Consider the following 26,377-nt stretch of genomic DNA (forward strand, 5'->3'; position numbering starts at 1 on the left):
AATGGCTGGTGGTTTGAGCAGACGGCCATCGCAGACACAAGGAAGCCGCCCTTTTTGCAGTGCCAGCGCACGGTGTCAAACGGTGGCATGCGGTCCTCACGGCGCTCTTCGACGTGAGCGCAGTTCTTGCAGGATGGACGCTGATTTGCCGACATAAATCCCATGCCGATCTTTGTTGCCTGAATGGTGCTCACGGCTGCACCTCGGCGTTCGCGTCTTTGGTGGCGTCCTTAATCACCGCGTTGACGGCCTTTTCGACGTCGCTGTCAACGCTCTTGATAATGGGCTCATCGGTATCGGTTCCGATCGTGACGCCAAGGCGCTTGAGCACCTTCCCGTCGAGCTTTTCAAGGGCCTTTGCCACCGGCTTTTCGGTAACGGTGATCAACAGGTCGACCTGGTCAGCAGTCAGCACATCGGCAGACACCAGGCCGTGGATGCGGGCGCAAAGCTTGGCGTCATCTTCCCAACTGAGGGTGCCAACCTTCTTTTGCATGCCGAATTTCAAGCCATCGACCACATGGGTACGTGGCTTGGAAAACAATTCTGGGTTAGCCCGAATCAGATCCTGCAGCTCGGTATGCTGCTTGGTTATTTGGCGAGCGACGCGCTTGATCTCGGGCAGTTGGGCATTGCGAACGATGTCGATACCATCCTGCAACGTCTTGAAAAGGCCGCTCAACGTGTCACGTGTCTTGCTCAGGGCCTCGGCACGTTTCTGGATATCGGCCAGGGATGCTGTTGTCATAAAAATCTCCATTTAAAAGTGGTTTAGGTGGGCAGGTGCAGTTGCCCACGCAGATCGGGCAAGCTGATCTGTTTCATGCGGCTGATCTGAGTCAGGCTTGTCATGGCGCGCTCGTACAGAAACTCGCATGTGTCGTTGAGCTCTTCAGGACTGGCTGCCATGTAGTAGCCGTTCGCAGGGTGAGCGCAGATGTGGTTGCCTTCCATGCGCAGCTCGGCAACGATCTGGCGCACCTTGCGCTCCATCGGCTCGTTGACAACCTGCTGACCGGTAATGCGCGAAACAATGTCGCGGACATGGATGCCCGTTTCTTTTCCGATGTGGTGAGACAGTTCGGTAAGCACCTGGGCAGCAGTGATTTGCATCATGGAAGGCTCCGTTCAGTGGATGGGGGTATTGGCAGGAACTTCTGCGGCCTTGGCCGCGAGCAGCATGGACAGGCGGAAGGCCTGATTGGCGCATTCCTGGTGGCAACACGGATGTGCCATCGCGACAGTGCAATACGCGCTCAGCAGAGCGCTCAGTGCGAGTTCGTGATTGCCTGAAGCCGTCGCGATCTCGCCGACCTGGGTAGTCAAGGCCTGCATTTCCTCAATCGTGAAACGTGGGTGGCTCATGCGTGCTCCACCTCTCGCTTGTCGACAGTTAGCGCAGCCTCAATGCCAACCTTTGTCAGTCCGAAGCCAGCGGCAACTTTTGCAGGCGCTACCAATCCCGCCTTCTTCATTGAATTGAGTGGTTCGCGGATGCATGCACGCGGCCTGCCTATCAGACGGGCCAATTCAGCGGATGTTGCCGTTCCCTTTTTCATCAGGTACCACAGAATTGACTGTTTAAAGTAGCCTGGATAGCTCATTTGAAAACTCCAGGCAGGTTGGTGAAGTAGCCCGCAGTGAAGCCGGTCACCATCGACACGCTGGCAAGTGCAAGCACCACCGCTGCGATAACCAGAACGGCCTTGCCGAAGCGGCTCACCCGCGAAAGTCTCAGGTTGCGTTTGAACGGACCTTCTATGGTTCCTGGCGCAAAGGCTTTCCAGTCGCATCCCTTGCAGGGAGGGTTCTTTCCTTGGCAGACGCCAAGTTCGTAGCAGGAACGCTGGCTCATGACCGTACCCCCCTTGCTCCAGTGAAATCAATCCAGTCTCGCCATGCGTCGAACACGGCAACCCGGCGCGAGACGTTGTAGAAGTTCTGCAGGCGACGCGCCCTGCGTTTAATCCAAGCCAACTTGCTCATGACTGGCCTCCTTTATTCGTTTGGTTATGGGGGCAGGTTTTGCATGCGCGGTAGAGCTGCACACGCACAGGGTTGGCTGTGTGGAAGGGCTTCTTGCGTTCGTCCTGGCACATGCGCGAGGTGATCTCGCCCAAGATGGGACAGGCGACCGTCTGGTTCAGCAGCTCACCACGGATGCGCTCAGCAAGGGCATCCACGTTTCCGATGTAGCGGCCTTTGAGCGCGTTCGATATGGTTCCTTCGCTCACGCCAATGCGGCGGGCGATGTCGGCCTGGGTGGAATGCTGTTTGAGCTCAATGAGGGCATTGAGCGCATCGTCCGGCAGGGCCTTGGCCACGGGTGTCTTACTGGAGGCCATCGCATACCTCCTGTTCAGATTGCTGCCAGGTGAAAGCACCGGTATTGCGATCAAATACGCACTTGCGGCGTGTAATGGCAGGCGCGTGATGACCTGTATCGCGGACCATTCGATAGCGCGCAGGCATACCAGGCTTTGCAGCACGCACCGTCTTGAAATAGCCGGCGCGTGCCAGCAATACAACGTAGCTCTTGGCCGTTTGTGCCGAAATTTGCAACACATCGCCCAGGCTGCCTGCGCGCTGAATGTCCCGGTAGTCAAACTCTTTGAGAGCCTTCATAGCGCGCCACATAGCCAGCGTGACGACGCCCTGGGTGACCTTGCCGCCTTCCTTGTTTATGCGAGGTGCCTCAATGCTGTCTTTGACCAGTTTGAAGTGCACCTCGTCAAAACGTACGCGAGCGTCATGTCCCTGCTTGTTGAGCTGCTCCAGGTATCCAGCGCGGCAGAGCGCCAGCAGGTAATCCTGAATGGTCTCCAGGTTCAGGTGTGGGCTTCCAACGCCCTCCTGTAGTTGCTGGCAGGTGACCTTGCGCGCCTTGCGGATGAAGGCCCACATGCGGTCGCGTGGCGTGAGCATGCCAGTCACCTCGAGGTGAATGGGTTTTCTTGCCATTACAGACCTGCCCTTCCAGGCGCACGGCCTGTGTACAGAGCGACATCACAATCAGCTGGTGCTACCTTGACGCCATTGCGATCGCACCAGCGCTTGATGTTCTCGAGGTTGACCACCACGCGTCGGGTAACGCCATTGGTCTCTGCCAGAACGCGCTTCTTGAGCTCCACCGATACCTGAATGTCACCGGCATACTGCTTTGCCAGCAGGTCAAAATCGCTGCTGTTGCAGACTGCGGCGGGCTGCCAGGTCAACACACGGTTGTCGAACCGTTCATGGCGTTTGAGCTTGCCGGGCAGGTTCTCTTCACCAATCAGCAGGATCGCAGCGCCGCTGGCGTCATGTATGTCGCGGATCAGCTCCAGGGTGCGGCTCTCCACGATGTAGTCCACCTCATCCACAATGAGTGGTCGGCCACCGATGGACAGCACCTCCACGATCGCGTCCACGATGTCGGGAATATTGCCCTTGGCGGTGATACCAATGGATTTGCAAACCTGCTCTGCAAAGCTTTTCTTGGTCTCAAAGCTGCGGCAGCTGACATAGATTCCGTTGGGGCCCGCTGGATGGCTCGCGTACGAAGCACCAAAGCTTTTTCCCAGTCCGGAACGTCCGTAGAAGACTCCAATACCAGGTAGGCCAGCAGCGCGGCCTGTGAGCTGCTCCATCAGCGTGTGCACCAGGCTAATGTTGCTGGTGGGGGCAATGACGCCACCCCCGCTTGCGGTTGCCATTTTCTTTGTCATATACTCAAATCCTCTTTTTCGTTTACCTAAACACCGCCCAGCCCGCCTCCTACAGCAGCTGGGCGTTCCTTTTTGGTCAGCCGGTCAACACTTCGTCAGCCGTCAAACCAAAAGCATCGAAGTAGCGCTGCATGGAGGCCCACTCGGACCCTTGCGCGTACCCCTCAAACCAATTGCCTTCATCAGCACCAAGGGCCTCACTGCGCTGCACACGCTCCTGCAACTTGAGCCATCGCGCATAGCGCGTCTGCGGTGTTTCAGCGATGGGGCGGACCTCTGCCGGTGCTGCCAGGCGCTCAATCAATGCAGCCTGCGCAGCGTCCACTTGTGCCTGATCAATGACCGGTGCAGCTGCTGCATCAATGGACGCGATCGACACGCTGGTGTGCTCTACGGGAGCAGCTGAGGCTGCGCTCTGGATTGGCACCACGTTGGGAGCAGCTGCGACCGCCTCTTCGGTGCGTGTGCGATTGATGCTTGCCACCGCAGCGCGTGTATCGAAGCTCTTCTTGGCATCGCGCAGCTCGCGCTTTTGCGCCCGAATTACGTTAGCTTGGTGCTGGCGACGCTCTGCAGCGACCTCCGCGCTGTTGATACCCAGACGCTGGTAGTCCAGGGCCTCGCAGACAAACTGACCATCCATATCGAACACCCAGCAGCGGCCCAGGTTGGAATCGTCCACCTTGACCTGCACCTGTGTGCCCTCCATGCCGCCGAGGTGCGCATGGTTGTAGAAGCCGCCAGCGATCTTGATACCCTTCTTGCCGATGGTGCGCAGACCGGACTCGGCACTGGGGGCAAGCAATACGTCCAAGGCGCGTTCGCTGATGGTCTTGGCAGCAAAGCCCTTTGACATCTGCAGTGGTGACTTGCCGCCCAGGTAGTCGCGTGGCTTGCTGTCCATGCGGGTGCAGAACGTGTTGAGCTGGTCTTGCACCTGCTCAGGGGTCAGACGCATATCGACCGTGAAGGTCTTGTCTTTCAGGATGCGCTCGGCAAAACCCTTGCGTGATTCAATGCCTTTGCGGTCGGCAACGCTGTGACCTATGAAGCCGTCCAGCAGCTCAAAAAGCTGATGCATCAATGAGCCGATGGCGCGCTCAATGTGTGGCTTTTGGTGCGGACTGAATGGTGCGCACAATGGGTGATCGATTGCCAGGCCGAGCAAGGCCGTCTCCAACACCTGGGCCACGTAGTCAGCGCCGTTGTCGGTCTTGATCGACTCGGGCACGCCCCACAGTTGAATCGCCATGCGAATCAGGCTCATGATGGCGTTGGCCCGGCTGGTGCGCGTGATGATGAAAAGGCGACGGCGCGTGTACACATCGATGACGCCCACGATGTGATGGCGGCAGTTGTCGGCCAGCATGATGTCTCCCACCGTGCTGTCCATTTCCCACTTCTGATTGGGGCGGGTAATGCCTTCGCTGTAGCTGCCCGCTGCCGACATGAATTTGTTGCGCCAGCCGTCCGGATTGATGGCCGCTTCGAAGAGCTGGGCGTTCTGCTGTTTCCAGTAGGCCAGTGCGCGACGGAATGCCCTGGTGCTGGGAAGGTCTGAAAACTGGGTTTCAAGCGCCTCATAAAGCGCTTGAGCTGACAGGTGTGGCTGCTGCACCAGCATTGCCAGCACTGCTGTACCGACTTCCCCGGCAAGCGCCGCGTAGCGACCTTTGCGAGCATGCTCGCGTGGGGTGATGGCTGACAGGCCGCGCTCCTGGACGCCAACGTACCAAGACCGTGTGGTGCTGAAAGTCAACACCGGGAACTGCTGGCGCAGGCCCGCGTCAACTTCCAACTTGGATGCATTCCATTGGGCGCAAAAGGCGTGAAGGGCTGGTGTGACTTGCCCACCGAAGCCTTGCCAGAACCGCTGAAACACGATCAGCACACGGGCGATAGCGTCTTGTCGGTCCTTACGCCAGCCGGTGACTAAGGCGGCATCCCGTGTTGAGTTGGCTCTGGATTGAGCGAGGGTGGCAATTGAGCCCTTGGGCGCAGCGTCGTCATTGGCAGCAGCAAGCCGTGCAGCCCACTCCATGCGCGCTGCTGGTGGCAAAGCCTCTACGGAATATTCAAGCCCGCCACCACGTCCGGAACGTGGTCGTGTAGGAATGCCAAAACGTTTCGCAGCCTCTTGTGCACGGTATTCACTGGAGGGAAAGCCCGGAAGACCGGCAAGTTGCTTGGCGGTGGCCCACGTCATGATGCGGCCCTCGCTTTAGATTTCTTCTTTGGTGGCCGCTTGGCGCACTCCAACGCAACCTTGTTCCTGGTCAGCGCCTTCGCATGGTCACGATTGACGCCTGGTGCATAACGGGATGGCCAGATTTGCTGGGGCGGAACCTCCAGGGCTTGAGCCACCAGCTGTTCAACCACCCACCACGGACGCACCAAAACGTTCTGAATTTGACGGTATCCATGTGCAAGACCAATACGACGGAGTGACAGACCCCTCTTGCGGAGTGCAGCAACTACATCCGCAGGGTGCATGTCCGGTTGATTGACACTCGTTTGTGTGTTCATGGCTGCAATCATAAACACATTTAAGTGTCTATGGCAAACAACGTGAAACTTTTTAAGTGCTTGACACCACCGGTGGTAAGGATTTACACGCGATGTACATAAAAACAGGTTGACCAACACCTAACCTGCGCGAGAATTGGAGCAATGAACACAGAAAAAGTTACAAAGCCACCCTCCAATGAGGACCCTCCTACATCCGACCAAGGGAAGGCTCAGGTGTTCAGTGGGATTCTTGGAGTGCAGGTCGGTCTGAGAATCAAAGAAGCGCGAGGCCTTTTGTCTCAGAAGACGCTGGCGGAAATGATTGGCGTGCACGCCAATACGATCGGAAAATTTGAGCGTGGAGAAACGCTCCCCGACTCCCTAGAGCTGATGCGGATTGGCAGAGTCACCGAATGCAATCCAGCCTGGCTGCTTTGTGGTGACATCTACGAGAAGACGGTCCAACCAGATGGAAAACCGTTTGCACACGGTGGCTCTGCTGACCTGGTGATGGTCCCCGGTTATGGCGTAAGGGCCAGCGCAGGCAATGGTGAACATGTGAACGATGAAAGCGTCATCGGGAGCTTCGCATTCAAACGCTCTTGGATATCGCGCAAAGGACTCAACCCCAATACCCTATCTGTCGTGACCGCTCGCGGTGACTCAATGGAACCAACTGTGCGCGATGGCGACATCTTGTTGATTGATCGGGGAATAGGCCGCGTCGCTTCAGACGGCATCTACCTGATCGAACGCGACAACGACCTGTATTGCAAACGCCTGCAAAGACGGTTTGATGGTGGTGTGACCATCATGTCGGATAACCCACGCTATGAGGCGCAACAGCTATCAGCAGAAGCCGCAGAGGCGCTTCATGTATCAGGTCGTGTAATCTGGATTGGTGGGGAAAGATGATGGAAAAATTATTGGTTTTGTGCCTGCTTGCTGCATCAACGTCGGTGGCATTGGCGGGAGAAATGTGCGAAGAGACCAAAAAGGTCGATGGCAAATTGATGTTTGTACAGGTGCCTTGCAAGGCGCTTGATCGCCCGTTGGTGTGCACGCGCAGCTACCAACAAAACGGTGCAACCAGGTATGAAGAGATACCTTGCCCTCCAGGTGGGCCTCAGACAGTGCAGGAGCAGGAAAAGGCAGATGTAGCCGCTCAAAAGAAAACCTGTGGAAAAGACTTCGGCAAAATCCGCGTCGGCATGTCACTAGAACGTTTTGAAGCCTGCACGGATGGCTTAGCCTATGAGACCGAAACGGTTTCTAATACCGGTGTGGTGGAGACCTATCGGTCGACGTTCTATTACGTGCATGCGAGAGACGGCAAAATAGTGGCATTCACGCGCCGACAGAACTAATTTTTCTCCGTCGATTTGGTGGTTAGTGTGACGCACGTCACACTGCGCGCCACCCTCCATGCCCTGAAGAATTCAGGGCATGGACTCCACCACAAACACCACCCTACAAGCGACCTCTCAAAAGCCTGCACGTCGTGCGGTGAATCTGGTCGTCATCCATTGTTCCGCAACACCCAGCGGAAAACCTCTGCGCCAGGGTGCCCCTGGTCAGCCTGGTTACCTCAGTGCGGCTCAGGTCATTGATCAGTGGCATGCCGCACGCGGATTCCATCGCAATCCTGAAGCCGTCAAGGCGCTGAGTAGCAACCTGCCGTCTATCGGTTACCACTACGTCATTGACCTCAATGGCGACGTGTGCACCGGGCGCGGCCTGGAAGAAGTGGGTGCACATGCCATGAATTTCAATGCGAATTCGGTTGGCATCTGCATGGTGGGCGGCGCCGAGCGCGATGGGCAATACACCCCAGCACAGTGGGTAAGCCTGAGCAAAATCGTTGCCATGCTGCTGGCCGAATACGGCATCCCCTTGGTGGCGCCAAAGCGTGTCTACGGCGCGCAGTACGCAGGCGGTTACACCGTCTTCGGTGGCGTGTGCGGTCACCGCGATCTGAGTCCCGACAAGAGTGGCGACGGCCTCATTGAGCCGTTTGAATGGCTCAAGACGTGCCCCGGATTCAACGTCGCGGATTGGGTCAGCACGGCCATGACACCCGACACAAAGAACATTTTCACAGGTGCCGCATGAGAGCCGCAGTATTGATCAGCGCGCTTGGCCTGGCTGCCGGTATTGGTTCGCTTCCAAACGTGCAGGCGTTTGATGCACCAGGCTTGTCTATGGACACGCAAAAGGCCGTTGCGAAAAAGGCGCAGAAACCGACTCAGCAACCTCAAACCAAACTGCGGGCAATGGTTGGTAGTGGTCTGGGATCTTGGGGTGGACGCCAGCGGCGCGCCGGGTTCGGATGGACAAACCGCCATGCACAGCGCGTTGCGCGCAAGAAGCGCAATGTGTCTCGCCATCGCGCCTTTAGATCCGGCAGGGGGCGCAAATGAGCTGCAAGCCCTGGTATCGCAGCAAGACGCTGCTGTTCAACCTGATCGTGCTGATGTTGGCTGCGGCTGAATCCCAGCTCAACGTGTTGAAGGACGTACTGCCAGGTGGCTTGTACGCCTGGCTGGCATTCGCTCTGCCTGTGGGCAATGCCGCCCTGCGGTTTATCTCTTCCACGGCCATCACGGTCAACCCATCAAAGGTGAGCCAATGAATCTGATCCTGGTGAAGTTCATTGCGGGCGTTGTGCTTCTGCTGGCTTTGGCTGGTGGCAGTTATTGGTGGGGTGACCACAACAGAGACAACGCTTGGCAGGCAAAGCAGGCTAAGTCTGCATTGAAGGCGCAGGAGAAATTCGATGCTGAGGTCATACGCGGCAACGATGCCGTCGCTGGCCTTGAGCAAGACAGAGACGCGCTGAAAACCAATTACTCCGACCTTGAAAGGAATTTCCATGATCTTCGCAATCGCGTTCCTCTTATTGTTGGCGGCAGCACTGTTTGCCCAAATGCTGGTGCCATCACGGTCAACGGTCAAGCAGATGCTGCTCCAGGCAATCAACCCACCAAAGAAGTTGGTACTGGCAATGCTGATGCTGCTAGCCCTGTGCTTAGCGATGGCGCTGTCTGGATGTGGAACTCAGCCCTCGCAGGTGCAGACGTCCCCGCCGGTGCCTGCGGATCTGCTGATACCTCCACAGGCGCCTGTGCTGCTCCATCCGGCCTCACCCTCCAAGACGCCTGGGACAACCAATCCGTCAATGCCAAAAGCTGCGCCGAAGACCGACTCCGTCACCAACACCTGATTGATTTCCTGAAAGGTAAACCCCAATGAAAAGCCTCTTTAAACGGTTGTCCGCCATCGCCCTGCTGGCGCTGTCCGTCATCTGCACCATTACCCCTGCGGCTCACGCTGGCGCTCTGAGCGACTACCTGGAAAACAAGCTCACGGATTTTGTTTTCCGGGGTCAGGCATACACGGCCCCTACCACCATCTATGTAGCGCTGTTCACAAGCGCCTGCAGCGACTCGGCAATCGGCACCGAGGTGAGCGGCGGCAGCTATGCCCGACCCGGCCTGGCCACCAGCCTGACCAACTGGGCAGGTACGCAGTCGGCGGGAAGCACTGCAGCAAGTTCCGGTACCGGTGGAACCACCAGCAATAACGTGGCGATCAACTTTGCGACGCCCTCTGCAGGTTGGGGCACTGTTACGTACATTGGTCTGATGGATGCGCTAAGCGGTGGCAATCTGCTTGTATGCACCGCGTTGACGGTGAGCAAGACCATCAATAGCGGGGATACCGTGAGCTTCCCTGCAGGATCGCTCACCAATCAGATCGACAACTGACATGCCCTATGTGTCAGCCGTCTATAGCGCAAACCGAGACCCCTTGAGCGCGCTTGGGCGACTGGCTACACGCAATGCTGATTGGAACCACTGCGGGCTCATCGTAGGCAATGAAGTCTACGAAGCGCGTATCTGGTATGGCGTCCAACCAACGCCTTTCGAGGCCTGGAAAGAACGCTGCCCGTACCACACGGTGGTACAGATCGAGTGCCCCTATCCAGAGCTGGCGTACGAATCAGCCAGGCAGAAGAAAGGGGCCGGTTACGACTACTGGGGTGCGTTAGGAGTTCCCTGGCGTGCCCATTGGCAGGATCCAGCGCGCTTCTGGTGCGCTGAGTTCCTGGAGACCTGTTTGTTTGATGGCGGATGCCTCCGCTGGCGAGAAGACGTTTTCAGTATCAGTCCACAAGAGAGCTACGACCATAAATGAAATACCGCACCCATGAAGATGGCCCGCTGACCTCGATCTGGATTGAGGTCGGCAAGGTGATTGTCGAAATGAGCTTCGACCATCCAGGTGCCTATGCCCGCCCACATCGGCACACGTTTGATCATTGGTCGCACTGCACCAGCGGCAGTGCGCGTGTTCTGTTGGAAGGTAAGGAGCTGATTCTGCGCGCTGGCGAAAAGGCGATGGTGCCTGCTCATGCACTGCACGGCGTCTGGTCGCTGGAGTCGGGAACTGTGGTGCGCTGCGAGCATGAAAATGAGGACATCCACCCCGACAAGGCACGCGACGGCATCCCAATGGAATGGCTTGATCGACTGACGGAGTTGGAACATGCGGTCAGCTAATTTCGTCGAAATGACGACCACTTCCATCGCTGGAACTTCCGGTGATGGTGCCGTGACTTGCGTGGCCTACACGCCATCAACCCCCGGCCGGACTGTAGCGTTACCTACTGCAACCAACGTATTTGGCGCGAGTGCTACGGTTGTGCGGTACACCATGGAGGATGTGGTAGCAGGTCTAGTAGAGATTGGGGTTGGATCGTTCGCTTCCAACGTGCTCACCCGTTCAAAGCCACAGGAGACATGGAACGGTACCACCTATGCAGACCAAAGTCCGAGCGCGTTGCAGTTTGGGTCGACACCGACAAGCGGAAACGTGCGTATTCGCATTGCTCCTCTGGCGGAATCGTTTATGCCCTCAAGGCCAGGGCAACAGTCAGCAATAGCTGGGGATAGTGTTTGGAGAGACTATCCGCTTTCAGGGCATGGCTACCAAACTGGCAACGGGTCAGGTGGGGCGGTTGCAGCCAATACAGAGTATTACGCTGCATATCGATTGGACATTGGCGGAACGCTGGGCGGAGCACAGATTTCAGTTGCTACGGGAAGCGCCGGCAATATGAAGTGGGCTCTGTACAACATCGGACAAGATGGTTTGCCAGGAACAAAGATTCTTGACTTTACAACTATCACGACGATGGGGACGACCGGCGCAAAGACGGACACGGCCTTCACACCAATTCACATTACGCCAGGCTGGTATGCAATCGGGCTGATCTTCGACAGTACGCCTACCCTCTTAGGCGCAGGGCTTGGAAATCTGTCTTTTGGACCTACACCCTTCGGTAGAAAGAGCAGCTACGGCTATTCGGCGGGCATGTCGATCACAGGCAAGAGCTATGCAACTGGGCTTCCTGCCGTGGCAAATATGACCGGTGCAGCAATGCTCGACAACGGAGTTTCCGCTCTCGCGAGTCTTTGGGTTGGATTGAAGGTAACTCCATGATCAACTACACCGAAAAGGGTGCTGGCCTTCATCAGCGCATTCAACAGGCAGGGCTGGTGCTGCGTGAAGAAAACGGCGTCATGGTGTCCAGCGATGACAGCGCAGTGCAGGCCATCATTGACGCCTACAGCCTAGATGATGCAAAAGCATACCGCTGCGCAGAGGTTGAGGCGCGCGCAAAGTTTCTGCGTGACAAAGCAATCAAGACTGTCAGCCCTGGCGAGATGGCATCTTGGCCGATCAAGTTGGCTGAAGCACAGGCCTACGCGGTCAACAACCAGGCTGCATGCCCATTGCTCACTGCAGAGGCGGCAGCGCGTGGCGTCTCTCTTGCCGATCTGGTCACCAAGGTGGACAGCAATGCGTCTGTCTTTTCAGTGCTTGAGGCAACGATTTCAGGTACATCGGGCAAGCACCGTGACGCCATCAAGGCCCTGTCCACGTTTGCGGATGTGAACAGCTACGACTTCAGCGCAGGCTGGCCGGAGGTGTAAATGAGCTTCGGTAGTGCGTCATTCGGATCAATTGCATCTGGCGATCCAAATCCGGTAGTTAGTGGTGGCGGTGTGAATCTTGCCGCAGCTGCGTTGTCGCAGGACACTGCGACAGCCGCACTGTTGAATGGAATTTCCCTTATCGCCTCTGCGCTCAGTGTTGATAGCGCGACAGCTGGCGTGACCCATACTGTCCCTTTGGCCGCATCTGCGACCGCGCAGGCATTAGCAACCGGTCAAGTTGCCTTGACTATCAACTTTAGTGCGGCTGCGCTCGCTTCGGCTAGTGCCACGGCATCAATGGCATTGGGCATAAGCCTGGCTGCTGCAGCCCAGTCGTCGGATGCAGCAACCGCTGGCCTGGCCCAAACTGAGAACCTGGCTGCCGCAGCTCAGTCCTCTGACACGGCCACTGCAAGCCTGAGTACTGGCGCAGGTGGGTCTACGGTAAATCTTGCTGCCAATGCTGCGTCTTCTGATACTTCCAGCGCCACCCTATCTCTTGCGGTGAACCTGTCTGCCGCAGCCATTGCGCAGGCTTTGGCTACCGCTGGCCTGGGCGGTGCGACCGCATTGGCAGCTGCTGCAATCGCCAATGCGCAGGCGTCTTCCGCCTTGGCTGTTGGCAAGCCCCTGGGCGCTGCAGCTCTGGCCCAGGCGAGTGCCGGCACAACCTTGTGGCTCCAGGTGGCCCTGAGCGCATCGGCATTGGAGCAAGCTGCTGCTGGTGGGTCAATCAGCCTGGTTGTTAACCTGAACGCCTCCGCCCTCTCCAGTGCGTCCTCTGCCGCTGCGCTTGCGGGCCCCGTGCAGTTGTCAGCAAGTGGCGCATCGATCGATGCCGCTGCCGCCACGTTGTCCGTGCAGCCCTTGATGAATGTGCTCAAACACTCTCGCAGCGCTAAAGATGTACGTCGCAACTGGTCTGCGACAGACACCTGCAGGAGCTGGACCGCTGTGGATCGCCGCCGCAATTTCACAGCCGCTGATATGGAGATCCTGTGAACCCAACCCTATTGGCTGCAATCGACCTTACCGAGCAGATCGTGCTTCGGTTTCCCTATGCCAAAGAAATAGAGGTAGGGGAAACGATTCTGAGCGTGCAGCTGACCGTCAAGGTAAATACCGGTATTGATGCGTCGCCTGCCCTCTCTCTTGTAGGCACACCCCAGATCATCAACCTTACATATGAGGTGCTGCAGTCCTTTGCTGGGCGCCTGGCACCCGTTGTCTACCAGTTCAAGTGCGTAGCCACGCTCTCAAGCGGCAGGAAGCTCACGCGCATTTCAGTTTTACCAGTACAGAATTTTTAACAGGGAGTGGTTTGTGCCGACTATTGAATTGAATATCTTCAACCTGGCCGCATTGGCCTCCGCATTTATTGCCGCGCTCTGGGTGCTGGTCAAAGTGATCGTAGTGCAACAAGAAAAGGCTATTGAAACCCGCTTCAAAGCTCTTGCGGACAGCCTCAGTAGCGTCAACGGTTCCATTGCCCGTGAGCAGGAGACAACGCAGCGCCTGGAGCGTGAGCTGCTGCAGTTCAAGGCAGAACTACCACGCGACTATGTACGCCGCGAGGACTTCATCCGAGCAATCGGAACCATTGAAACCAAGATTGACAACATGGCACTGCGCGTGGAGCGTGCGTTTGTTGTCGGTCGCAGCGCGGAGTAAATATGAGTATCAACCCAATCCAAATTGCACAGGTCCGTCGCGGCGCCATGCGCTGGCATCTGCTTGCTAGCGTCAATCTGTCGCGCCCCCAAGGGATGTACACCAGCAGCCTGCTGCCGATCATCCAGTCGGTGTATCCGGACTCCACCGAGCTGGAGATTCGCCGCGAGCTCGACTACCTGGAAGAGCGCGATCTGGTGAAGATCGCCAAGGATCCGATTGACCGCTGGATGGTGGAACTGACCCGCTATGGCATCGACGTGGTGGAGTACACGCTTCCATGTGAGCCCGGCATCTCACGCCCCATCATTACGCAAGGGTAAGGCTATGCCAAAGCGCAGCAAGGTCGAAACACTGCCGCCTGAGCTCAAGGCCTGGCTCGATGGCGAGCTGCTCAAACGCGGCTTTGCAGACTACGTCCAGCTGGCCGCCGATCTGCAGAAAAAAGGGGCTGATCTGTCAAAGAGCAGCTTGCACAGGTACGGCTCCAAGTTCGAAGAGCGTATGGCCCAGCTCAAAGCCAGCACGGAACAGGCCAAGGCCGTGGTGGCAGCTAGCCCGGATGACGAAGGCGCGATGAACGAGGCGCTGATCCGGCTGACCCAGGACAAGCTCTTTGGGATTCTGGTGGAGCTGGATGTGGATCCGGCATCGGTCAGCCTACCCAAGTTGACCAAGAGCATTGCAGATCTGGCGCGCAGCTCCATCAGCCAAAAGAAGTGGCAGATTGAAGTTCGTACCAAAGCGACCGAGCGGCTCAAGGCGGTTGAAGCCGAGGCCAAAGCCATGAAGGGCGAGACCCGCGATGTTGCGATGGCTATGCTGGAAAAAGTGCGCTCTGTATATGAAGGGGTGCTGTGAGCGGCATTCTCTATCCCTATCAAACGCGCTGGCTCAAGGACAAGAGCCGGTTCAAGCTGGGCCGCTTTGCCCGCCAGACCGGTAAAACCTTCACTACGACGCTGGAGATCGTGGACGATGTGCATGAGGCCGAGATCCTCAAGAGTCGCGCTCCCTGGGTGATATTGAGCCGGGGTGAACGCCAGGCGCAAGAAGCGATGGAAGAAGGCATCATGCGGCACAACGCCGCATATGGTGCTGCGCTCAAGGTGGCGCGTGAAGACGCTGATTTCTACGATGAAGACAGCGGCATTCGCCGTCGCGCCCTGCAGTTGATCTATCCGGGCGGCAACAAGATCACCGCCCTTCCTGCCAACCCCGACACAGCTCGCGGCTTCTCGGCAAATGTGTTCCTGGACGAATTTGCCTTTCACAAAGACAGCCGCAAGATCTGGACGGCGCTGTTCCCTGTGATATCGGCAGGCTGGAAGCTGCGGGTGACCAGCACGCCCAACGGCAAAGGCAACAAGTTCTATGACCTGGCTACCAGCTCAGACAAGATCTGGAGCCAGCACGTGGTGGATATCCACCAGGCCATCCGTGAGGGCCTGCCCCGCAACGCCGAGGAACTGCGCGCAGCCTTGATGGATGAGGATGCATGGAATCAAGAATTCTTGCTGGAGTGGCTTGATGAAGCCAGCGCCTGGCTGAGTTACGACCTGATCAACAGCGTTGAGCACGATCACGCTGGCATCCCTGAGCATTACACCGGTGGTCCGTGCTTTGTGGGCGTTGACATTGCTGCCCGCTCGGACAACTTTGTGATCTGGGTGGATGAGCTGGTGGGCGACGTATTGTGGAACCGCGAAACCATTGTGAAGAAACGCATCAGCTTTGCCGAACAGGATGCGCTGCAGGATGATGTCGACCGACGTTACCGGGTCATGCGCTACTGCATGGACCAGACCGGCATGGGTGAGAAGCCAGTCGAGGACGCAAAACGGCGGTATGGCCAGAACCGGGTTGAAGGCGTGCTGTTTACCGGTTCCAACAAGCTGACCCTTGCCACACTGATCAAGGCCAGCTTCGAAGACAGACGTAGCCGCATTCCTATGGCCGACGATAAGTTGCGCTCCGATCTGCACAAAGTGCGCAAGATCACCGGCCCGACTGGCTCCCCCCGCTTTGATGCCGACAGCGATGCCAACGGCCACGCCGACCGCTTTTGGGCAAAGGCGCTGGCCTGCAATGCTGCCCACGGCAACCTGGGGCCGGTGCATGTAGCCAGCAGATCCAACCCGGCAACCCGCCCGGTTTCCAGCCAGCTGTCGGGATATCTGACATGACCGGCCCAAAAGTCGATCCCGTACGGGCGTTTTTCTGCCCAGATGGCACCCAAGGTACCAACCCGACCCTTTGCGCCGTTTTTAAAGGGGGACGAAAGCCCTCCATTTCGATTTTGGGTGGCTTTGAACACCCCCGGAGAACATCATGAGCCGTGGTTTGTACGTTTCGCCGACCGAATTTGTCTCTTTTGCACAGAATTCTGAGCCCCTGAACGGCCCATTGGCGGGCCAGATTGCCACGCGCCTAGCAGCTGGCGACATGACCAGCTTCTTCGGCTTGCTGCCCAACCCGGACCCGGTATTGCGCGCAATGGGTCAGAACATCAAGGTCTACCGCAACCTGCTGGCCGATCCGCTGGTAATGGGTGCGCGCCGCCGCCGCGCCGGTGCAGTGCTGGCACTGGAGAGAGGTTTCAGCCCTGACCTGAGCAAGCGCACCCCCGTTCGGGTACTCAAGGCGGTTGAAGCCATTCTGTCGGAGCTGGACGTGCAGCGCATCATCCGCGACCTGATTGATGGGGCTTTCTTTGGTTACCGGGTTGCCGAAGTCATGTGGGGGCACAGCGCGGGACTGATTACACCGGTGGACCTGATCGCCAAGCCCAGCGAGTGGTTCGGTTTTGAGCCGGAGGATGTGGCACTGCGGTTTCGCCCACGTGGCTCCATCCAGGGTCAGGTGGTTCCCGACCGCAAGTTTGTGGTGGTGGGGAAGATGCGCAGCTGGGAGAACCCATATGGTGAGCCCGACCTAGCAGCGTGCTTCTGGCCGGTGACCTTCAAACGTGGCGGCTTCAAGTTCTGGATGACCTTCACGGAAAAGTACGGCATGCCGTGGGCGGTCGGCAAATTGCCGCGCCAGGCTCCGCAGACCGATGTGGACTCCCTGGCCGACAAGCTCGATGCGATGGTACGTGATGCCGTTGCTGTGGTGCCCGATGATTCCAGCGTGGAACTCATGAACGTGGCAGGCACCTTCAATGCCGACATGTTTTTGTCCCTGCTCATGTTCTGCCGATCGGAGATCTCGATTGCGCTCTTGGGTAACAACCAAAGCGTGGAGATGCAATCCAACAAGGCCAGCGCGACGGCCGCCCACGAAGTGGAACAGGAGCTGCGCGACGACGATGCCGAGATGGTGGCGAGCGGCATCAACCAGTTGGTACGCTTCATATGTGAGGTGAATTTTCCGGGAGTGATCCCACCGGTGTATGCCTTCTATGAGCAGGACGAGGTCAACGATGCGCTGGCGACCCGCGATGGGAAGCTCAGGGATGCAGGCGTGAACTTCACCAATGCTTATTGGAAGCGCACTTACAAATTGGAAGATGGGGATCTGGGGCCCGAGACTCCAGTGGTACCCGCTGCGCGATCGGCTTTGTCGAATCTAAATGCGGGGGACAGTGCCAGCTTTGCCGACGCTTCGGCTGAAGACGTGCCTCCAGACCAGGAAGCACTGGACGCCGCAATTCAGCGACTGCCGGTCGACGCGATCCAGGCTGCCATGAAAAAGCTGCTCACACCGGCTTTGAAGGCCATTGAAAGTGCGTCCACGCCCGATGAGGTTCGCCAGGCGCTCCTGGATGCCTGGCCGGAGATGGACTCCACTGATATAGAAGACCTTATGAGCCGCGCCTACTTTGTGGCCGACCTTGTTGGACGCGATTCCGTAGAAGGAGAAAAGCAATGACGACAGAACAGGATGAGCTGCTCATGCTCAAAGGCATCATCAGCGATCTGACTCCACAAGAGAAGCTCGATGTCAGCTTGATGGAAGAAGTCATAACGGATCTGGTGAAGGAAAAACCAGCTGCTGCGATGCTAGCTATCGGCAAGATCATGCTGCTCGCGCAAATTTCTCCCAAAGACTTTGGGTTGCCCGGATGATTGCTGCAGGCGACATAGGGCACGCCATCAGCCTGGAGCCCAAGGACGCCATTGCGTTCCTTCAGGCCAAGGGCGCGCAAGTCACCGGCAACTGGACCGAGTGGCTTGATGGGCAGCACGCCCGCGCTTTCACGGTTGCCAATGTCGCCAAGTTGGACGTGCTCCAGGACATCCAGGATTCACTTGCCCAAGCTTTGAAGTCGGGCCAGACGCTGCAGCAGTGGAAGGATGGCCTTATCCCCACGCTGCAGCGCAAGGGCTGGTGGAAGCGTGAGGGCACCACCGCCGAGCTACAGGCTGCAGGCCGGGTTGATGCCCAAGGCGTGATCGGCAAGGGCCTGACGCCCACACGCCTGAACACCATATTCCAGACCAATATGCAAAGCGCCTACATGGCTGGGCGCTATGAGCAGATGATGGAGCAGGCCCAGGAGCGTCCCTACTGGCAATACGTGGCGATCCTGGACAGCCGCACGCGCCCCGCGCACCGGGCACTCAACGGGCAGATATTCCGCTATGACGATCCCGCCTGGCAGAGCTTCTACCCACCCAACGGATACCGCTGCCGCTGCCGCGTGCGCAACTTCAGCCAAAGGGACGTGACGCAGCGTGGTTTGACGGTAGGAAGCTCTGAGGGAAAGTTGCGCCAGGTGGAGGTACCGCTCAAGGGTGGTGGCAGCACCACGGTCACTCGCCTGGTGGATAAAAGCCTGCCTGGTGGAAAGTTCCAGCCAGATCCTGGATTCAGCAACAACCCGGCATTGACCGTGTGGCAGCCGCGCCTGGAGGCTGCCGATGTGCAGCTGTCACGCCGCTATATAGATACCGCCATCCAGGGACCAGCGTTTGATCAGTTTGTATCCGGCAAGGCACCTGGTGCATTTCCCGTGGCGGTATTGCGCCAGGTCGACCAGGAAGCGCTCGCCACCAAAGCGTCGGTTGCGTACCTGAGTGGCGAGACCGTTTCCAAGCAGCTTGAAAAGCATCCAGAGATAACGCTGGATGACTACCGCCGTATCCCTGACATTGTGGATAACGGTGATGTGTACCAGCAGGCTGCAAACCGATTGATCTATCTGCAGGATGGTGATGTTGTCTATCGCTTGGCGTTGAAGGCAACAAAATCTTCGAATGAGCTTTTTGTCCTGAGTCTGTTCAAAACAACTCGCACAGCTGCTAGTAAGGAAGTGGCAAGCCGGATGACGCGATTGAGGTGATGCTGCTGGCGCGATGGACCCACCACCGCTAGCCCTCATCACACCTGGCGGTGTGGGGTCGGAAGGTGTTCCGAAGCCAGCAACAGAGGTATTTTAAATGATTGAAGCCAAAATTGAATACCAGCCGTTTTTGAAGGCCGCACGTCGCGCTGCAGACCAGATGGCCGACACACGGCCATTGATGCGGTCCATTGCTGGGATTATGTTTGCTGCCGTTGAAGACAATTTCGAGCAGCAGGGCAGGCCGCGTTGGCAGGATCTGCATCCAGGAACCAAAGCAGCCAGGGCAAAGCAAGGCACGTGGCCTGGCAAGATATTGCAGCGATCGGGCGGACTTGCAGCATCCATGCAGCAAAGCTTTGATGCGACCCATTCGGTAGTGGGCACCAACAAGGTGTATGCGGCCATCCAGAACTATGGCGGCAAGACGCGTCCACACGTCATCCGGGCGAGGACCAAGCGTGCACTGTCGTTCGGCGGCATTGTGGTGCGCCAGGTCAATCATCCGGGTAGTAACATTCCTGCCAGGCCATTTCTCTGGCTCACCTTGCGTGACACACGCGAGATGGTCGCCAGCGCGAATCGCTTCTATCGTTCTGCATTGGACCGAAACGGCCTATCAGGATAAGCCGCAAGAAGTGACACGCGTCACGCTGCGCAGTCTGCAGCTCAACCCCGAAAGTACGGGGTATGGCATCAATCCACATCTCCAAACCAGGCAAGGTCAAGAGCGTAGAGGGCGTTGAACTTGAAATCACGCCCGCAATCTTGAGCGAGGTCCAGCAGACCTACGACCCGACGAAGTTCGAAGCCCAGTTGGTCATCGGTCACCCGAGCATGGATGCACCTTCGTTCGGTGGCATTCGTTCGCTGAGTCTTGCCGATGACGGTTTGGAAGCTGTAGCCAACCCCACTGACGATGCGAAGGATTTGGTGTCAAAACGCCATTTCAAAACAGTTTCAGCCAGCTTTTATACCCCCACCGCACCCAACAACCCAACGCCGGGAAAGTGGCATCTGCGTCACGTTGGACTGCTGGGCGCAACGCCGCCTGCCGTGAAGGGCTTGCGTGCGCTGAGCTTCTCTGAGACCGAGGAAGGGGTGCTCACGTTTGGTGACCTGCCTGGCTATGCCGGTAGCACCATCGCACGCCTCTTTGGAAACATTCGCGACTGGTTCATTGCCAAAGAGGGCCAGGAAGTCGCAGATCGCGTGCTCTCTAGCTGGGAGCTTGATTCCTTGCGTTCCATCAGCCAAGCGGCAGACGCTGATGCCGACGGCGACGAAATTTCAGGCGGTACGCCTGCACTCAGCTTTGCTGAGTCAGGCAAGGCCGCAACCTCTTCACAAACCACCACCCAACTGGAGAACTCTCCCATGCCGAAGACCGTCGAACAACTGCAGGCCGAATTGGATACGTCCAACGCGCAGCTGCAGGAACTGAAAGCCGCCGAGACCAAGCGTGCCGCTGATGAGCGTCATGCAGCGCATGTGAGCTTTGCTGATGGCCTGGTTACAAAGGCCATCTTGCCTGCATCTATCAAGGATGTGGTTGTGGCCACCCTGGACCACCTTGCGCAACCCAATGGAGTGGTGAGCTTTGGTGAAGGCGATGCGGCCAAGCCTCTGGTGGATGTTCTCAAAGAGCATCTGGAGAAATTGCCTCCCAGTGTGAGCTTTAGCGAGTTCGCGAAAGATGGTGGCACCGGAGCAAAGACACCCGGTGCGATTGCTGCGGAGGCAGTTGCCTATCAGGATGAGCAACGCAAGAAGGGTGTTCACGTGAATTCGGCAGAAGCCGTCGCCCACGTGTCTGCCACCTGATCCCCCTGCAACCTATTTTTAACGGAGAAGACCCATGCTTGTTTTGAAAAGCTACATCACTGGTGGAGCAATTCCTGGTTACACCATCGTCAAACCAGGTGGTAGTGCCTACACCGTCGTTGCGGCAGCCGCAGCAGCAGATCTCGCCATTGGCGTATCAGCCGACGTGGACGCTGTGAGCGGTGAACGTGTTGATGTGATCCAACTGGGCGAAGCCAAAGTGGTGGCAGGCGCCGCTTTCGTTGCGGGCGCTCTTCTGATGAGCGATGCCAGCGGTCGCGCCATCACCGCTGCAGCCGCTGCCGGTACCAATGTGCGCACGATTGGCTATGCCAACCAGGCCGCATCCGCTCTGGGCGATATCTGCGAAATCGTTGTGCAGCCCGGAATCTTCCAAGGCTAAACGCAAACCCAAAGCCCCCTTCCTAACTTTCAAGGACCCGAGATGAGCCAATTTGCATTTCCCATCAACCCGGCGTTGACCGCCATTGCGATGGCCTATCGCAACCCTGACCAGGTATTGATTGCCGACCAGGTGTTGCCCCGTATCTCCAGCGCCCAGCTATTCAAGTGGACGAAGTACAACCTGGCTGACGGCTTCACGGTGCCCGACACCAAGGTCGGACCTAAGAGCGATCCCAACAAGGTGGATTTCAAGGGTGTCGAGTTGCAGGATCAGACCTTTGACTATGGTCTGGATGACATGATCTCCAATTCGGAAATTCAAGCCTTCCTTGCGATGCCAAAGCCAGATGGAGCTGGTCCGCTCTCTCCAGAAGAGCACTCCATCATGATGATCATGAATCTGATCAAGCTGGACCGTGAAGTGCGTGTTGCCAATCTGGTCTTCAACACCGCGCAGTACGCAGCGGGTAACCAGGCTACCTTGTCTGGCACCAGCCAGTGGAGTGACCAGGCCAACTCGGACCCCGTGAAGGCCATTGGTGATGCGTTGGACGTGCCGGTCATTCGTCCCAACAAGATGGCTATCGGTCGCCCAGCCTGGACCGCGCTGCGTCGGCACCCGAAGATCGTGCAGGCCTGCAACGCCAGTGCCCAGACCGCTGGTATTGCCAATCGCCAGCAAGTGGCTGACCTGTTCGAAATCCAGGAAATCGTGGTGGGTGATAGCTTTGTCAACACCGCACGCCGTGGTCAGACTGCTGCACTGAGCCGCACCTGGGGCAAGAACTGTCTGCTGTTCTATTCGAACCAACAGGCTGCCATTGAGCGTCAACCGGTGTTTGGCTTCACGGCGCAGTTCGGCACTGCGGTCGCAGGCGAAATTCCAGCTCCCACCAAAGGTCTGCGCGGCAGCAAGTTGGTGCGTGCCGGTGAGTCGGTGAAGGAAATCATTTCTGCGCCCGACGTGGCCTATTACTTCAACCAAGTCGTGCCGTAAAGCAACACCCAGAGAGACTGGTCATCCACCTACGACCCGGCCTCCTGCGAAAGCAGGGGGCTGTATTGAGTGAATGAAGTGTTCCCTCAATACAGCCTTTGAAGCTGTCATCCGCAATTCAACCTGAGGTTTATATGGCCACCAAGAAATCTGACCAAGTCAAAGCGCAATTCAAAGTCTTGTCTCCCGTGGACCATGACAACGTCCGCTACGAAATCGGCGAAACCGTCGAGATGACTGCTGACCAGGCCGCTCCGCTCAAAAACGAGGGAATCCTGGAAGACCTGCCTGCCGCTGCCGCCGCTTAAGCGGCCATCTGAGCCACGCTGAAATCAGATGATCTACGCCACGCCACAGGATGTCATTGACCAGTTGGGGGCCCGTGAGGCCACCGCGATCAGTGACAGAAACAACACTGGAGCGCCCGACCTGGCTGCGCTCACAGCTGCCTTGGCGTTGGCGCAAGATGAGGTCAATGGCTATGTAGGCAGGCGCTATGCACTGCCGCTGCAGACCTCATCCGGTCAAGTGGCCGCAGTGCCGTCAACCCTGACACGCCTGGTGGTTGAAATCGCTCGCTACCGTCAGACCGGCACCGAGATCATGGAAACCGAGACGATTCGCAACCGCTTCAAGGATGCCATCAAGGTTCTTGAACAAATTGCAGATGGCAAGTTCAGTCTGGGTGACCTGATGCTGGCAAATGCCGGTGGCCCTGCATCGGTCGGTGGGAATTTCACCGTACGGGCCCAGACGAAATCCTATAGCGGCCTGAGCCAGGTGCTGTGATGACTAGTCCAATAAGCCTGGTCGAATCTGCAATGGTTGCGCAGCTGCGCAACGTTACGCGGCCCTACACCATCCTGGTGGAAAGCTATGCTGGTCAACTTGACGATGACCTGTTTGGATGGATTCGTACCCTTCCTGCTACCTGGGTCACCTTTGACCAGGTGCATGAATACAAGCGCACTGGCATTCATAGCTTCAAGGTACGCGCTTCGTTTGAGGTGCTCTGCGCCCAACGCGCCCTGGTAGAGAACAAGGGACGTCTCAACTCATCTAGCGCTGGCGCAGACGTGGGTGTGTACGAGATCCTCTCTGACAACCAGGCAGCGCTGGTCAACCAGAAGCTGGATCTGGCAATACAGCCGATCACACCTGGTGAGACGCGCCCTGTCATGAAAAGCATGATCAACCGCGAAGCCGTGGTGGTCTATGCACAGAAGTTCTACACAGAGTGGATGGACGTCTTTGCTGATCCAGACACAACACCACCTGGCGAGCTGCAGACGATTGGCATGAGCTACTACTTGAAGCCCCAGCATTCCGCACCTGGTGATCCGCCAGACCGCACCGATTCGATTACCACGACCTGAGAGGTTCATTCATGAAAGTCATTGCAACACCCGGCCTGAAGGTTCCGACCGAGCAAAACCCCCGTGAGTACATCACGGAAGACACACCTGTCGAAATTGAAGTCACTGCCTATTACCTACGCCGTCTTGCCGATAACGAGCTGGTGGAGGTCGCCGCCGTGCAGCAGAACCCTACCGACTCGGCGGCAGCCGCGAAGTCGGCCAAGGCTGCATCGTAAAAGCGCCGCAAAAGTCTTTTTTCAGAGCGCCGAGATACCAATCAAGTAACTGGCTTCACTAAGGAACCACCAACATGTCGAGCCCCAACGTCAGCTTCAACAGCATTCCCAGCAGCATCCGCAAGCCTGGCAAGTACTTCGAGTACAACGCGGCCCTGGCCGTGCGTTCCCTGCCCACCAACCTGCAGCGCGTCCTGATCGTCGCGCAGATGCGCGCCACCGGCACGGCCGTTGCAGCTACGGTTGTCCAGGTCTATGACTCTGAGACGGCAGCAGCGCTCTTTGGGCGTGGTAGCCAGGCGCACCGCATGGTCAAGGCCGCACTGAAGTCCAACCGCTATGCGCAGCTCTTTGTGCTGCCGGTGGCTGATTCCGGTACCGGTGTGGCAGCAACGGCAACGCTCACAGCGGCGGGCACTGCAACCGCTGCAGGCGCGGTTGCCATCAACGTTGCCGGTATCGATCTGTCTGTGCCTGTATCGGTGGGTGACACCGCTGCAGTCGTGGCGGGCAACATCGTTACAGTGCTCAACACGCTGATTGACCTGCCCACCAGCCAGGCAGCAGCTGGTGCCGTTGTCACGCTCATCGAGCTCAATAAGGGTGTGGTGGGCAACGCCCACCGTCTGACCTCCGTCAGCTCTGCCACTGGTATTACGGTCACTGCCACGGCCTTTACCGGTGGCCTGAACGATCCCACATTGGCAGCGGCCCTGGCCAACGCATTCACCGGGGGTCATGAAATCCTGGTTGTGCCATACACCACAGGCACACCCATGACAGATCTGCGCACGCACCTGGCTAGTGTGAGCAGCCCGATGGAGCGCCGTCCCGCGATCGGCGTATATGCAAGTGGCGGCACCCTGAGTGCAGCTACCACCCAGGCTGGGACGATGAATTCCGAGCGTATGACGCAGGCGCTGATCAAGAATACGGTATCTGCCGCAGAAGAAGTCGCAGCTGCATATGCCGCCGTCTTGGCGTTTGAAGAAGACCCAGCACGCCCTTTGAACACTCTGGTTCTCACTGGCATTACGCCGCCGCTGATCGCCGATCGCCTGAGCCGCACTGAACAGGAAACCTGTCTTGCCAATGGCGTCACACCTCTGGAATGGGGCCCCGGTGATGTCGTTCAAATTGTTCGTGCGGTCACCACCTATACGCTCAACGCGGCAAGCGTCACAGATGTGAGCTGGTTGGACGTGACAACCATTCGCACGATGGACTACTGCATGAAGGCCTGGCGCACTCGAGTTGAATTGCGCTTTCCCCGCGACAAGCTCAGCGACAAGACTCCCGCCCGCGTGCGCAGTGAACTGCTGGATGTTGCGTACAAGCTCGAAGAGCTGGAGATTATCGAGAACGTAGACAAGTGGAAGAACGACCTGGTCGTTGAACGCGACAGCCAGGATGTGAACCGACTCAACGCCAAGATCCCTGTGGACGTAGTCAACGGCCTGCACGTGTTTGCCGGTCGCTTGGATCTGATCCTGTAACAGTCAGCACTGATTAAAAGGAAATAAAAATGTCATTGCAAGAATTTATTGGCGCGGCTTCGATTGAGGTGGATGGCAAGGAAATCGAGGTGACCTCGGTAGGCGTCAAGGCCACGACCGGTAGGCGCCTGGTCAAAACCATGAACCGTGCGATGCGCGCCAAAGGTTTCTCTCGCGGCATCACTATCTATGAGTTGTCGATTACAGCGGTGATCCCTTTGACGGGCACTCCGATTGATTGGTCCAATATCGAAGGGGCCAAGATCACTGTTCAACCGGTGGGCGGTGGTCAGCGCACCAGTTATCTGGATTGCTTCGCCATTGATGCGGGCGAGAAATACCAGGTAGAGGGCGAAGCCGTCATCGATGTGTCGCTGGTGGGCCTGCGCAAGGTGCTTGAATGAGCGCTAGCAACGAGCTGATTGAAACTGGCACCCTTGGTACCGGCCTGACCATTGATGGCGTAGTGCACCGCGATTTCGCACTGCGCCTGCCCACCGTGCAGGACAACATTGATGCGGTGGATCTGGTGGGTGTTACCAACCATGTGGCCCTTAGTGCTGCCATTCTGGCAGGCCAACTGGTAAAGCTCGGCACCCTGGCGGCAGAGAAGATCACCTTCGATCAGATCGTCGCGCTGCATCCGTCTGACTTCAATCTGCTGGAGGCTGCTGCTGCTGAACTCGAAAAAAAGCGGGTCAGCGCCATTCTCTCAACGCCGACTGGTACCGGGTCCGCCTCGCGCTCCTGAGCATTGGTCTGAGCTGGACTGAGTCTGGCGCGATCGACATTGTGCAAGCCAAGGTACTCCTGCAGGTGGCACGTGGTGGTAAGCGCGGTGACCTCACCACTCAGACCACCCAAAAGATGATCAGTCTGCGCCAGG

General features: G+C 57.6%; 39 protein-coding genes. 29 read left to right on the top strand and 10 right to left on the bottom strand.

Annotated elements, in window-relative coordinates; all coding sequences use genetic code 11:
* Window positions 1-190: 190 nt before the first annotated feature.
* The 10 genes from AC1RMF_RS22745 to AC1RMF_RS22790 all read right to left on the bottom strand — a co-directional run bounded on the left by AC1RMF_RS22745 (window position 191) and on the right by AC1RMF_RS22790 (window position 6,245).
* The gene (locus AC1RMF_RS22745; protein WP_493144507.1) at window positions 191-760 is read right to left on the bottom strand and encodes a hypothetical protein; all 570 of its coding nucleotides are present in this window, start codon (window positions 758-760) and stop codon (window positions 191-193) included.
* Between the two features lie 11 nt (window positions 761-771).
* Window positions 772-1,116: a hypothetical protein gene (locus AC1RMF_RS22750; RefSeq protein ID WP_493144508.1), complete on the bottom strand. Its 345-nt coding sequence runs from the start codon at window positions 1,114-1,116 to the stop codon at window positions 772-774.
* A gap of 12 nt (window positions 1,117-1,128) precedes the next feature.
* Window positions 1,129-1,365 carry a hypothetical protein gene (locus AC1RMF_RS22755; protein WP_493144510.1) on the bottom strand — a complete coding sequence of 79 codons (237 nt, stop codon included), beginning with the start codon at window positions 1,363-1,365 and terminating at the stop codon, window positions 1,129-1,131.
* Window positions 1,362-1,604 (bottom strand): winged helix-turn-helix domain-containing protein, encoded by a 243-nt coding sequence (locus AC1RMF_RS22760; RefSeq protein WP_493144512.1) that lies wholly within the window; start codon window positions 1,602-1,604, stop codon window positions 1,362-1,364. The genes AC1RMF_RS22755 and AC1RMF_RS22760 overlap by 4 nt, the downstream gene beginning before the upstream one ends.
* Window positions 1,601-1,855, bottom strand: coding sequence for a hypothetical protein (locus AC1RMF_RS22765; protein WP_493144514.1), 255 nt, complete (start codon window positions 1,853-1,855; stop codon window positions 1,601-1,603). The genes AC1RMF_RS22760 and AC1RMF_RS22765 overlap by 4 nt, the downstream gene beginning before the upstream one ends.
* A gap of 127 nt (window positions 1,856-1,982) precedes the next feature.
* The gene (locus tag AC1RMF_RS22770; RefSeq protein ID WP_493144515.1) at window positions 1,983-2,345 is read right to left on the bottom strand and encodes a helix-turn-helix domain-containing protein; all 363 of its coding nucleotides are present in this window, start codon (window positions 2,343-2,345) and stop codon (window positions 1,983-1,985) included.
* The gene (locus tag AC1RMF_RS22775; protein WP_493144516.1) at window positions 2,332-2,925 is read right to left on the bottom strand and encodes a hypothetical protein; all 594 of its coding nucleotides are present in this window, start codon (window positions 2,923-2,925) and stop codon (window positions 2,332-2,334) included. The genes AC1RMF_RS22770 and AC1RMF_RS22775 overlap by 14 nt, the downstream gene beginning before the upstream one ends.
* Before the next feature lie 35 nt (window positions 2,926-2,960).
* Entirely contained in the window at window positions 2,961-3,707 is a 747-nt protein-coding gene (locus tag AC1RMF_RS22780) for an AAA family ATPase (RefSeq protein ID WP_493144517.1), read from the bottom strand.
* 76 nt (window positions 3,708-3,783) lie between these two features.
* A complete protein-coding gene (locus AC1RMF_RS22785) occupies window positions 3,784-5,913 on the bottom strand; it encodes a Mu transposase C-terminal domain-containing protein (protein ID WP_493144518.1) in 2,130 nt (709 codons plus the stop codon).
* On the bottom strand, window positions 5,910-6,245 hold the full coding sequence (locus AC1RMF_RS22790; protein ID WP_493144520.1) for a helix-turn-helix domain-containing protein: 336 nt from the start codon (window positions 6,243-6,245) through the stop codon (window positions 5,910-5,912). Before AC1RMF_RS22790 ends, AC1RMF_RS22785 begins: the two co-directional genes overlap by 4 nt.
* A 132-nt stretch (window positions 6,246-6,377) precedes the next feature.
* Here AC1RMF_RS22790 and AC1RMF_RS22795 point away from each other — a divergent pair, with 132 nt between their 5' ends.
* From AC1RMF_RS22795 to AC1RMF_RS22935, 29 genes are all read left to right on the top strand, one after another.
* Window positions 6,378-7,130: an XRE family transcriptional regulator gene (locus AC1RMF_RS22795; RefSeq protein ID WP_493144521.1), complete on the top strand. Its 753-nt coding sequence runs from the start codon at window positions 6,378-6,380 to the stop codon at window positions 7,128-7,130.
* Window positions 7,130-7,582 carry a hypothetical protein gene (locus tag AC1RMF_RS22800; RefSeq protein WP_493144522.1) on the top strand — a complete coding sequence of 151 codons (453 nt, stop codon included), beginning with the start codon at window positions 7,130-7,132 and terminating at the stop codon, window positions 7,580-7,582. Before AC1RMF_RS22795 ends, AC1RMF_RS22800 begins: the two co-directional genes overlap by 1 nt.
* Before the next feature lie 79 nt (window positions 7,583-7,661).
* Entirely contained in the window at window positions 7,662-8,327 is a 666-nt protein-coding gene (locus tag AC1RMF_RS22805; RefSeq protein ID WP_493144523.1) for an N-acetylmuramoyl-L-alanine amidase, read from the top strand.
* A 304-nt stretch (window positions 8,328-8,631) separates the two neighbouring features.
* On the top strand, window positions 8,632-8,847 hold the full coding sequence (locus AC1RMF_RS22810) for a hypothetical protein (protein ID WP_493144524.1): 216 nt from the start codon (window positions 8,632-8,634) through the stop codon (window positions 8,845-8,847).
* Entirely contained in the window at window positions 8,844-9,467 is a 624-nt protein-coding gene (locus tag AC1RMF_RS22815; protein ID WP_493144525.1) for a hypothetical protein, read from the top strand. Before AC1RMF_RS22810 ends, AC1RMF_RS22815 begins: the two co-directional genes overlap by 4 nt.
* The gene (locus tag AC1RMF_RS22820; protein ID WP_493144526.1) at window positions 9,464-9,982 is read left to right on the top strand and encodes a phage tail fiber protein; all 519 of its coding nucleotides are present in this window, start codon (window positions 9,464-9,466) and stop codon (window positions 9,980-9,982) included. Before AC1RMF_RS22815 ends, AC1RMF_RS22820 begins: the two co-directional genes overlap by 4 nt.
* Before the next feature lie 426 nt (window positions 9,983-10,408).
* Entirely contained in the window at window positions 10,409-10,777 is a 369-nt protein-coding gene (locus AC1RMF_RS22825; RefSeq protein WP_493144528.1) for a cupin domain-containing protein, read from the top strand.
* Window positions 10,764-11,720, top strand: a complete 957-nt coding sequence (locus AC1RMF_RS22830; protein ID WP_493144530.1) for a hypothetical protein — start codon at window positions 10,764-10,766, stop codon at window positions 11,718-11,720. Before AC1RMF_RS22825 ends, AC1RMF_RS22830 begins: the two co-directional genes overlap by 14 nt.
* Window positions 11,717-12,214, top strand: coding sequence for a hypothetical protein (locus AC1RMF_RS22835; protein WP_493144532.1), 498 nt, complete (start codon window positions 11,717-11,719; stop codon window positions 12,212-12,214). The genes AC1RMF_RS22830 and AC1RMF_RS22835 overlap by 4 nt, the downstream gene beginning before the upstream one ends.
* Before the next feature lie 246 nt (window positions 12,215-12,460).
* Window positions 12,461-13,219 (top strand): hypothetical protein, encoded by a 759-nt coding sequence (locus tag AC1RMF_RS22840; protein ID WP_493144533.1) that lies wholly within the window; start codon window positions 12,461-12,463, stop codon window positions 13,217-13,219.
* Window positions 13,216-13,527 carry a hypothetical protein gene (locus AC1RMF_RS22845; RefSeq protein WP_493144535.1) on the top strand — a complete coding sequence of 104 codons (312 nt, stop codon included), beginning with the start codon at window positions 13,216-13,218 and terminating at the stop codon, window positions 13,525-13,527. The genes AC1RMF_RS22840 and AC1RMF_RS22845 overlap by 4 nt, the downstream gene beginning before the upstream one ends.
* Before the next feature lie 13 nt (window positions 13,528-13,540).
* Window positions 13,541-13,888 (top strand): hypothetical protein, encoded by a 348-nt coding sequence (locus AC1RMF_RS22850; RefSeq protein ID WP_493144537.1) that lies wholly within the window; start codon window positions 13,541-13,543, stop codon window positions 13,886-13,888.
* 2 nt (window positions 13,889-13,890) lie between these two features.
* Window positions 13,891-14,211, top strand: a complete 321-nt coding sequence (locus tag AC1RMF_RS22855; RefSeq protein WP_493144539.1) for a hypothetical protein — start codon at window positions 13,891-13,893, stop codon at window positions 14,209-14,211.
* A gap of 4 nt (window positions 14,212-14,215) precedes the next feature.
* On the top strand, window positions 14,216-14,749 hold the full coding sequence (locus AC1RMF_RS22860) for a DUF3486 family protein (RefSeq protein WP_493144541.1): 534 nt from the start codon (window positions 14,216-14,218) through the stop codon (window positions 14,747-14,749).
* Complete coding sequence (locus AC1RMF_RS22865; protein WP_493144542.1) at window positions 14,746-16,074, top strand: terminase large subunit domain-containing protein; 1,329 nt, start codon at window positions 14,746-14,748, stop codon at window positions 16,072-16,074. Before AC1RMF_RS22860 ends, AC1RMF_RS22865 begins: the two co-directional genes overlap by 4 nt.
* A 145-nt stretch (window positions 16,075-16,219) precedes the next feature.
* Window positions 16,220-17,761, top strand: coding sequence for a DUF935 domain-containing protein (locus AC1RMF_RS22870; protein ID WP_493144543.1), 1,542 nt, complete (start codon window positions 16,220-16,222; stop codon window positions 17,759-17,761).
* Window positions 17,758-17,958 carry a hypothetical protein gene (locus AC1RMF_RS22875; RefSeq protein WP_493144544.1) on the top strand — a complete coding sequence of 67 codons (201 nt, stop codon included), beginning with the start codon at window positions 17,758-17,760 and terminating at the stop codon, window positions 17,956-17,958. Before AC1RMF_RS22870 ends, AC1RMF_RS22875 begins: the two co-directional genes overlap by 4 nt.
* The gene (locus AC1RMF_RS22880; protein ID WP_493144545.1) at window positions 17,955-19,175 is read left to right on the top strand and encodes a phage head morphogenesis protein; all 1,221 of its coding nucleotides are present in this window, start codon (window positions 17,955-17,957) and stop codon (window positions 19,173-19,175) included. Before AC1RMF_RS22875 ends, AC1RMF_RS22880 begins: the two co-directional genes overlap by 4 nt.
* Before the next feature lie 97 nt (window positions 19,176-19,272).
* Window positions 19,273-19,803 (top strand): phage virion morphogenesis protein, encoded by a 531-nt coding sequence (locus AC1RMF_RS22885; protein ID WP_493144546.1) that lies wholly within the window; start codon window positions 19,273-19,275, stop codon window positions 19,801-19,803.
* A 62-nt stretch (window positions 19,804-19,865) separates the two neighbouring features.
* Window positions 19,866-20,999 (top strand): hypothetical protein, encoded by a 1,134-nt coding sequence (locus tag AC1RMF_RS22890; protein WP_493144548.1) that lies wholly within the window; start codon window positions 19,866-19,868, stop codon window positions 20,997-20,999.
* A gap of 34 nt (window positions 21,000-21,033) precedes the next feature.
* Window positions 21,034-21,402, top strand: coding sequence for a capsid cement protein (locus AC1RMF_RS22895; RefSeq protein WP_493144550.1), 369 nt, complete (start codon window positions 21,034-21,036; stop codon window positions 21,400-21,402).
* Window positions 21,403-21,444: 42 nt separating this feature from the next.
* Entirely contained in the window at window positions 21,445-22,401 is a 957-nt protein-coding gene (locus AC1RMF_RS22900) for a major capsid protein (protein WP_493144551.1), read from the top strand.
* A gap of 134 nt (window positions 22,402-22,535) precedes the next feature.
* Window positions 22,536-22,709: a DUF7210 family protein gene (locus tag AC1RMF_RS22905; RefSeq protein ID WP_493144553.1), complete on the top strand. Its 174-nt coding sequence runs from the start codon at window positions 22,536-22,538 to the stop codon at window positions 22,707-22,709.
* A gap of 28 nt (window positions 22,710-22,737) precedes the next feature.
* Complete coding sequence (locus tag AC1RMF_RS22910) at window positions 22,738-23,190, top strand: gp436 family protein (protein ID WP_493144554.1); 453 nt, start codon at window positions 22,738-22,740, stop codon at window positions 23,188-23,190.
* The gene (locus tag AC1RMF_RS22915) at window positions 23,190-23,777 is read left to right on the top strand and encodes a phage protein Gp37 (protein WP_493144555.1); all 588 of its coding nucleotides are present in this window, start codon (window positions 23,190-23,192) and stop codon (window positions 23,775-23,777) included. The genes AC1RMF_RS22910 and AC1RMF_RS22915 overlap by 1 nt, the downstream gene beginning before the upstream one ends.
* An 11-nt stretch (window positions 23,778-23,788) precedes the next feature.
* Complete coding sequence (locus AC1RMF_RS22920; protein WP_493144557.1) at window positions 23,789-23,995, top strand: DUF2635 domain-containing protein; 207 nt, start codon at window positions 23,789-23,791, stop codon at window positions 23,993-23,995.
* A 74-nt stretch (window positions 23,996-24,069) separates the two neighbouring features.
* Complete coding sequence (locus AC1RMF_RS22925) at window positions 24,070-25,491, top strand: phage tail sheath C-terminal domain-containing protein (RefSeq protein WP_493144558.1); 1,422 nt, start codon at window positions 24,070-24,072, stop codon at window positions 25,489-25,491.
* 29 nt (window positions 25,492-25,520) lie between these two features.
* Entirely contained in the window at window positions 25,521-25,895 is a 375-nt protein-coding gene (locus tag AC1RMF_RS22930; protein WP_493144560.1) for a phage tail protein, read from the top strand.
* Window positions 25,892-26,242 (top strand): hypothetical protein, encoded by a 351-nt coding sequence (locus AC1RMF_RS22935; RefSeq protein WP_493144562.1) that lies wholly within the window; start codon window positions 25,892-25,894, stop codon window positions 26,240-26,242. The genes AC1RMF_RS22930 and AC1RMF_RS22935 overlap by 4 nt, the downstream gene beginning before the upstream one ends.
* The last annotated feature ends 135 nt before the right edge of the window (window positions 26,243-26,377 follow it).

Source organism: Rhodoferax sp. GW822-FHT04A08, assembly GCF_058801025.1.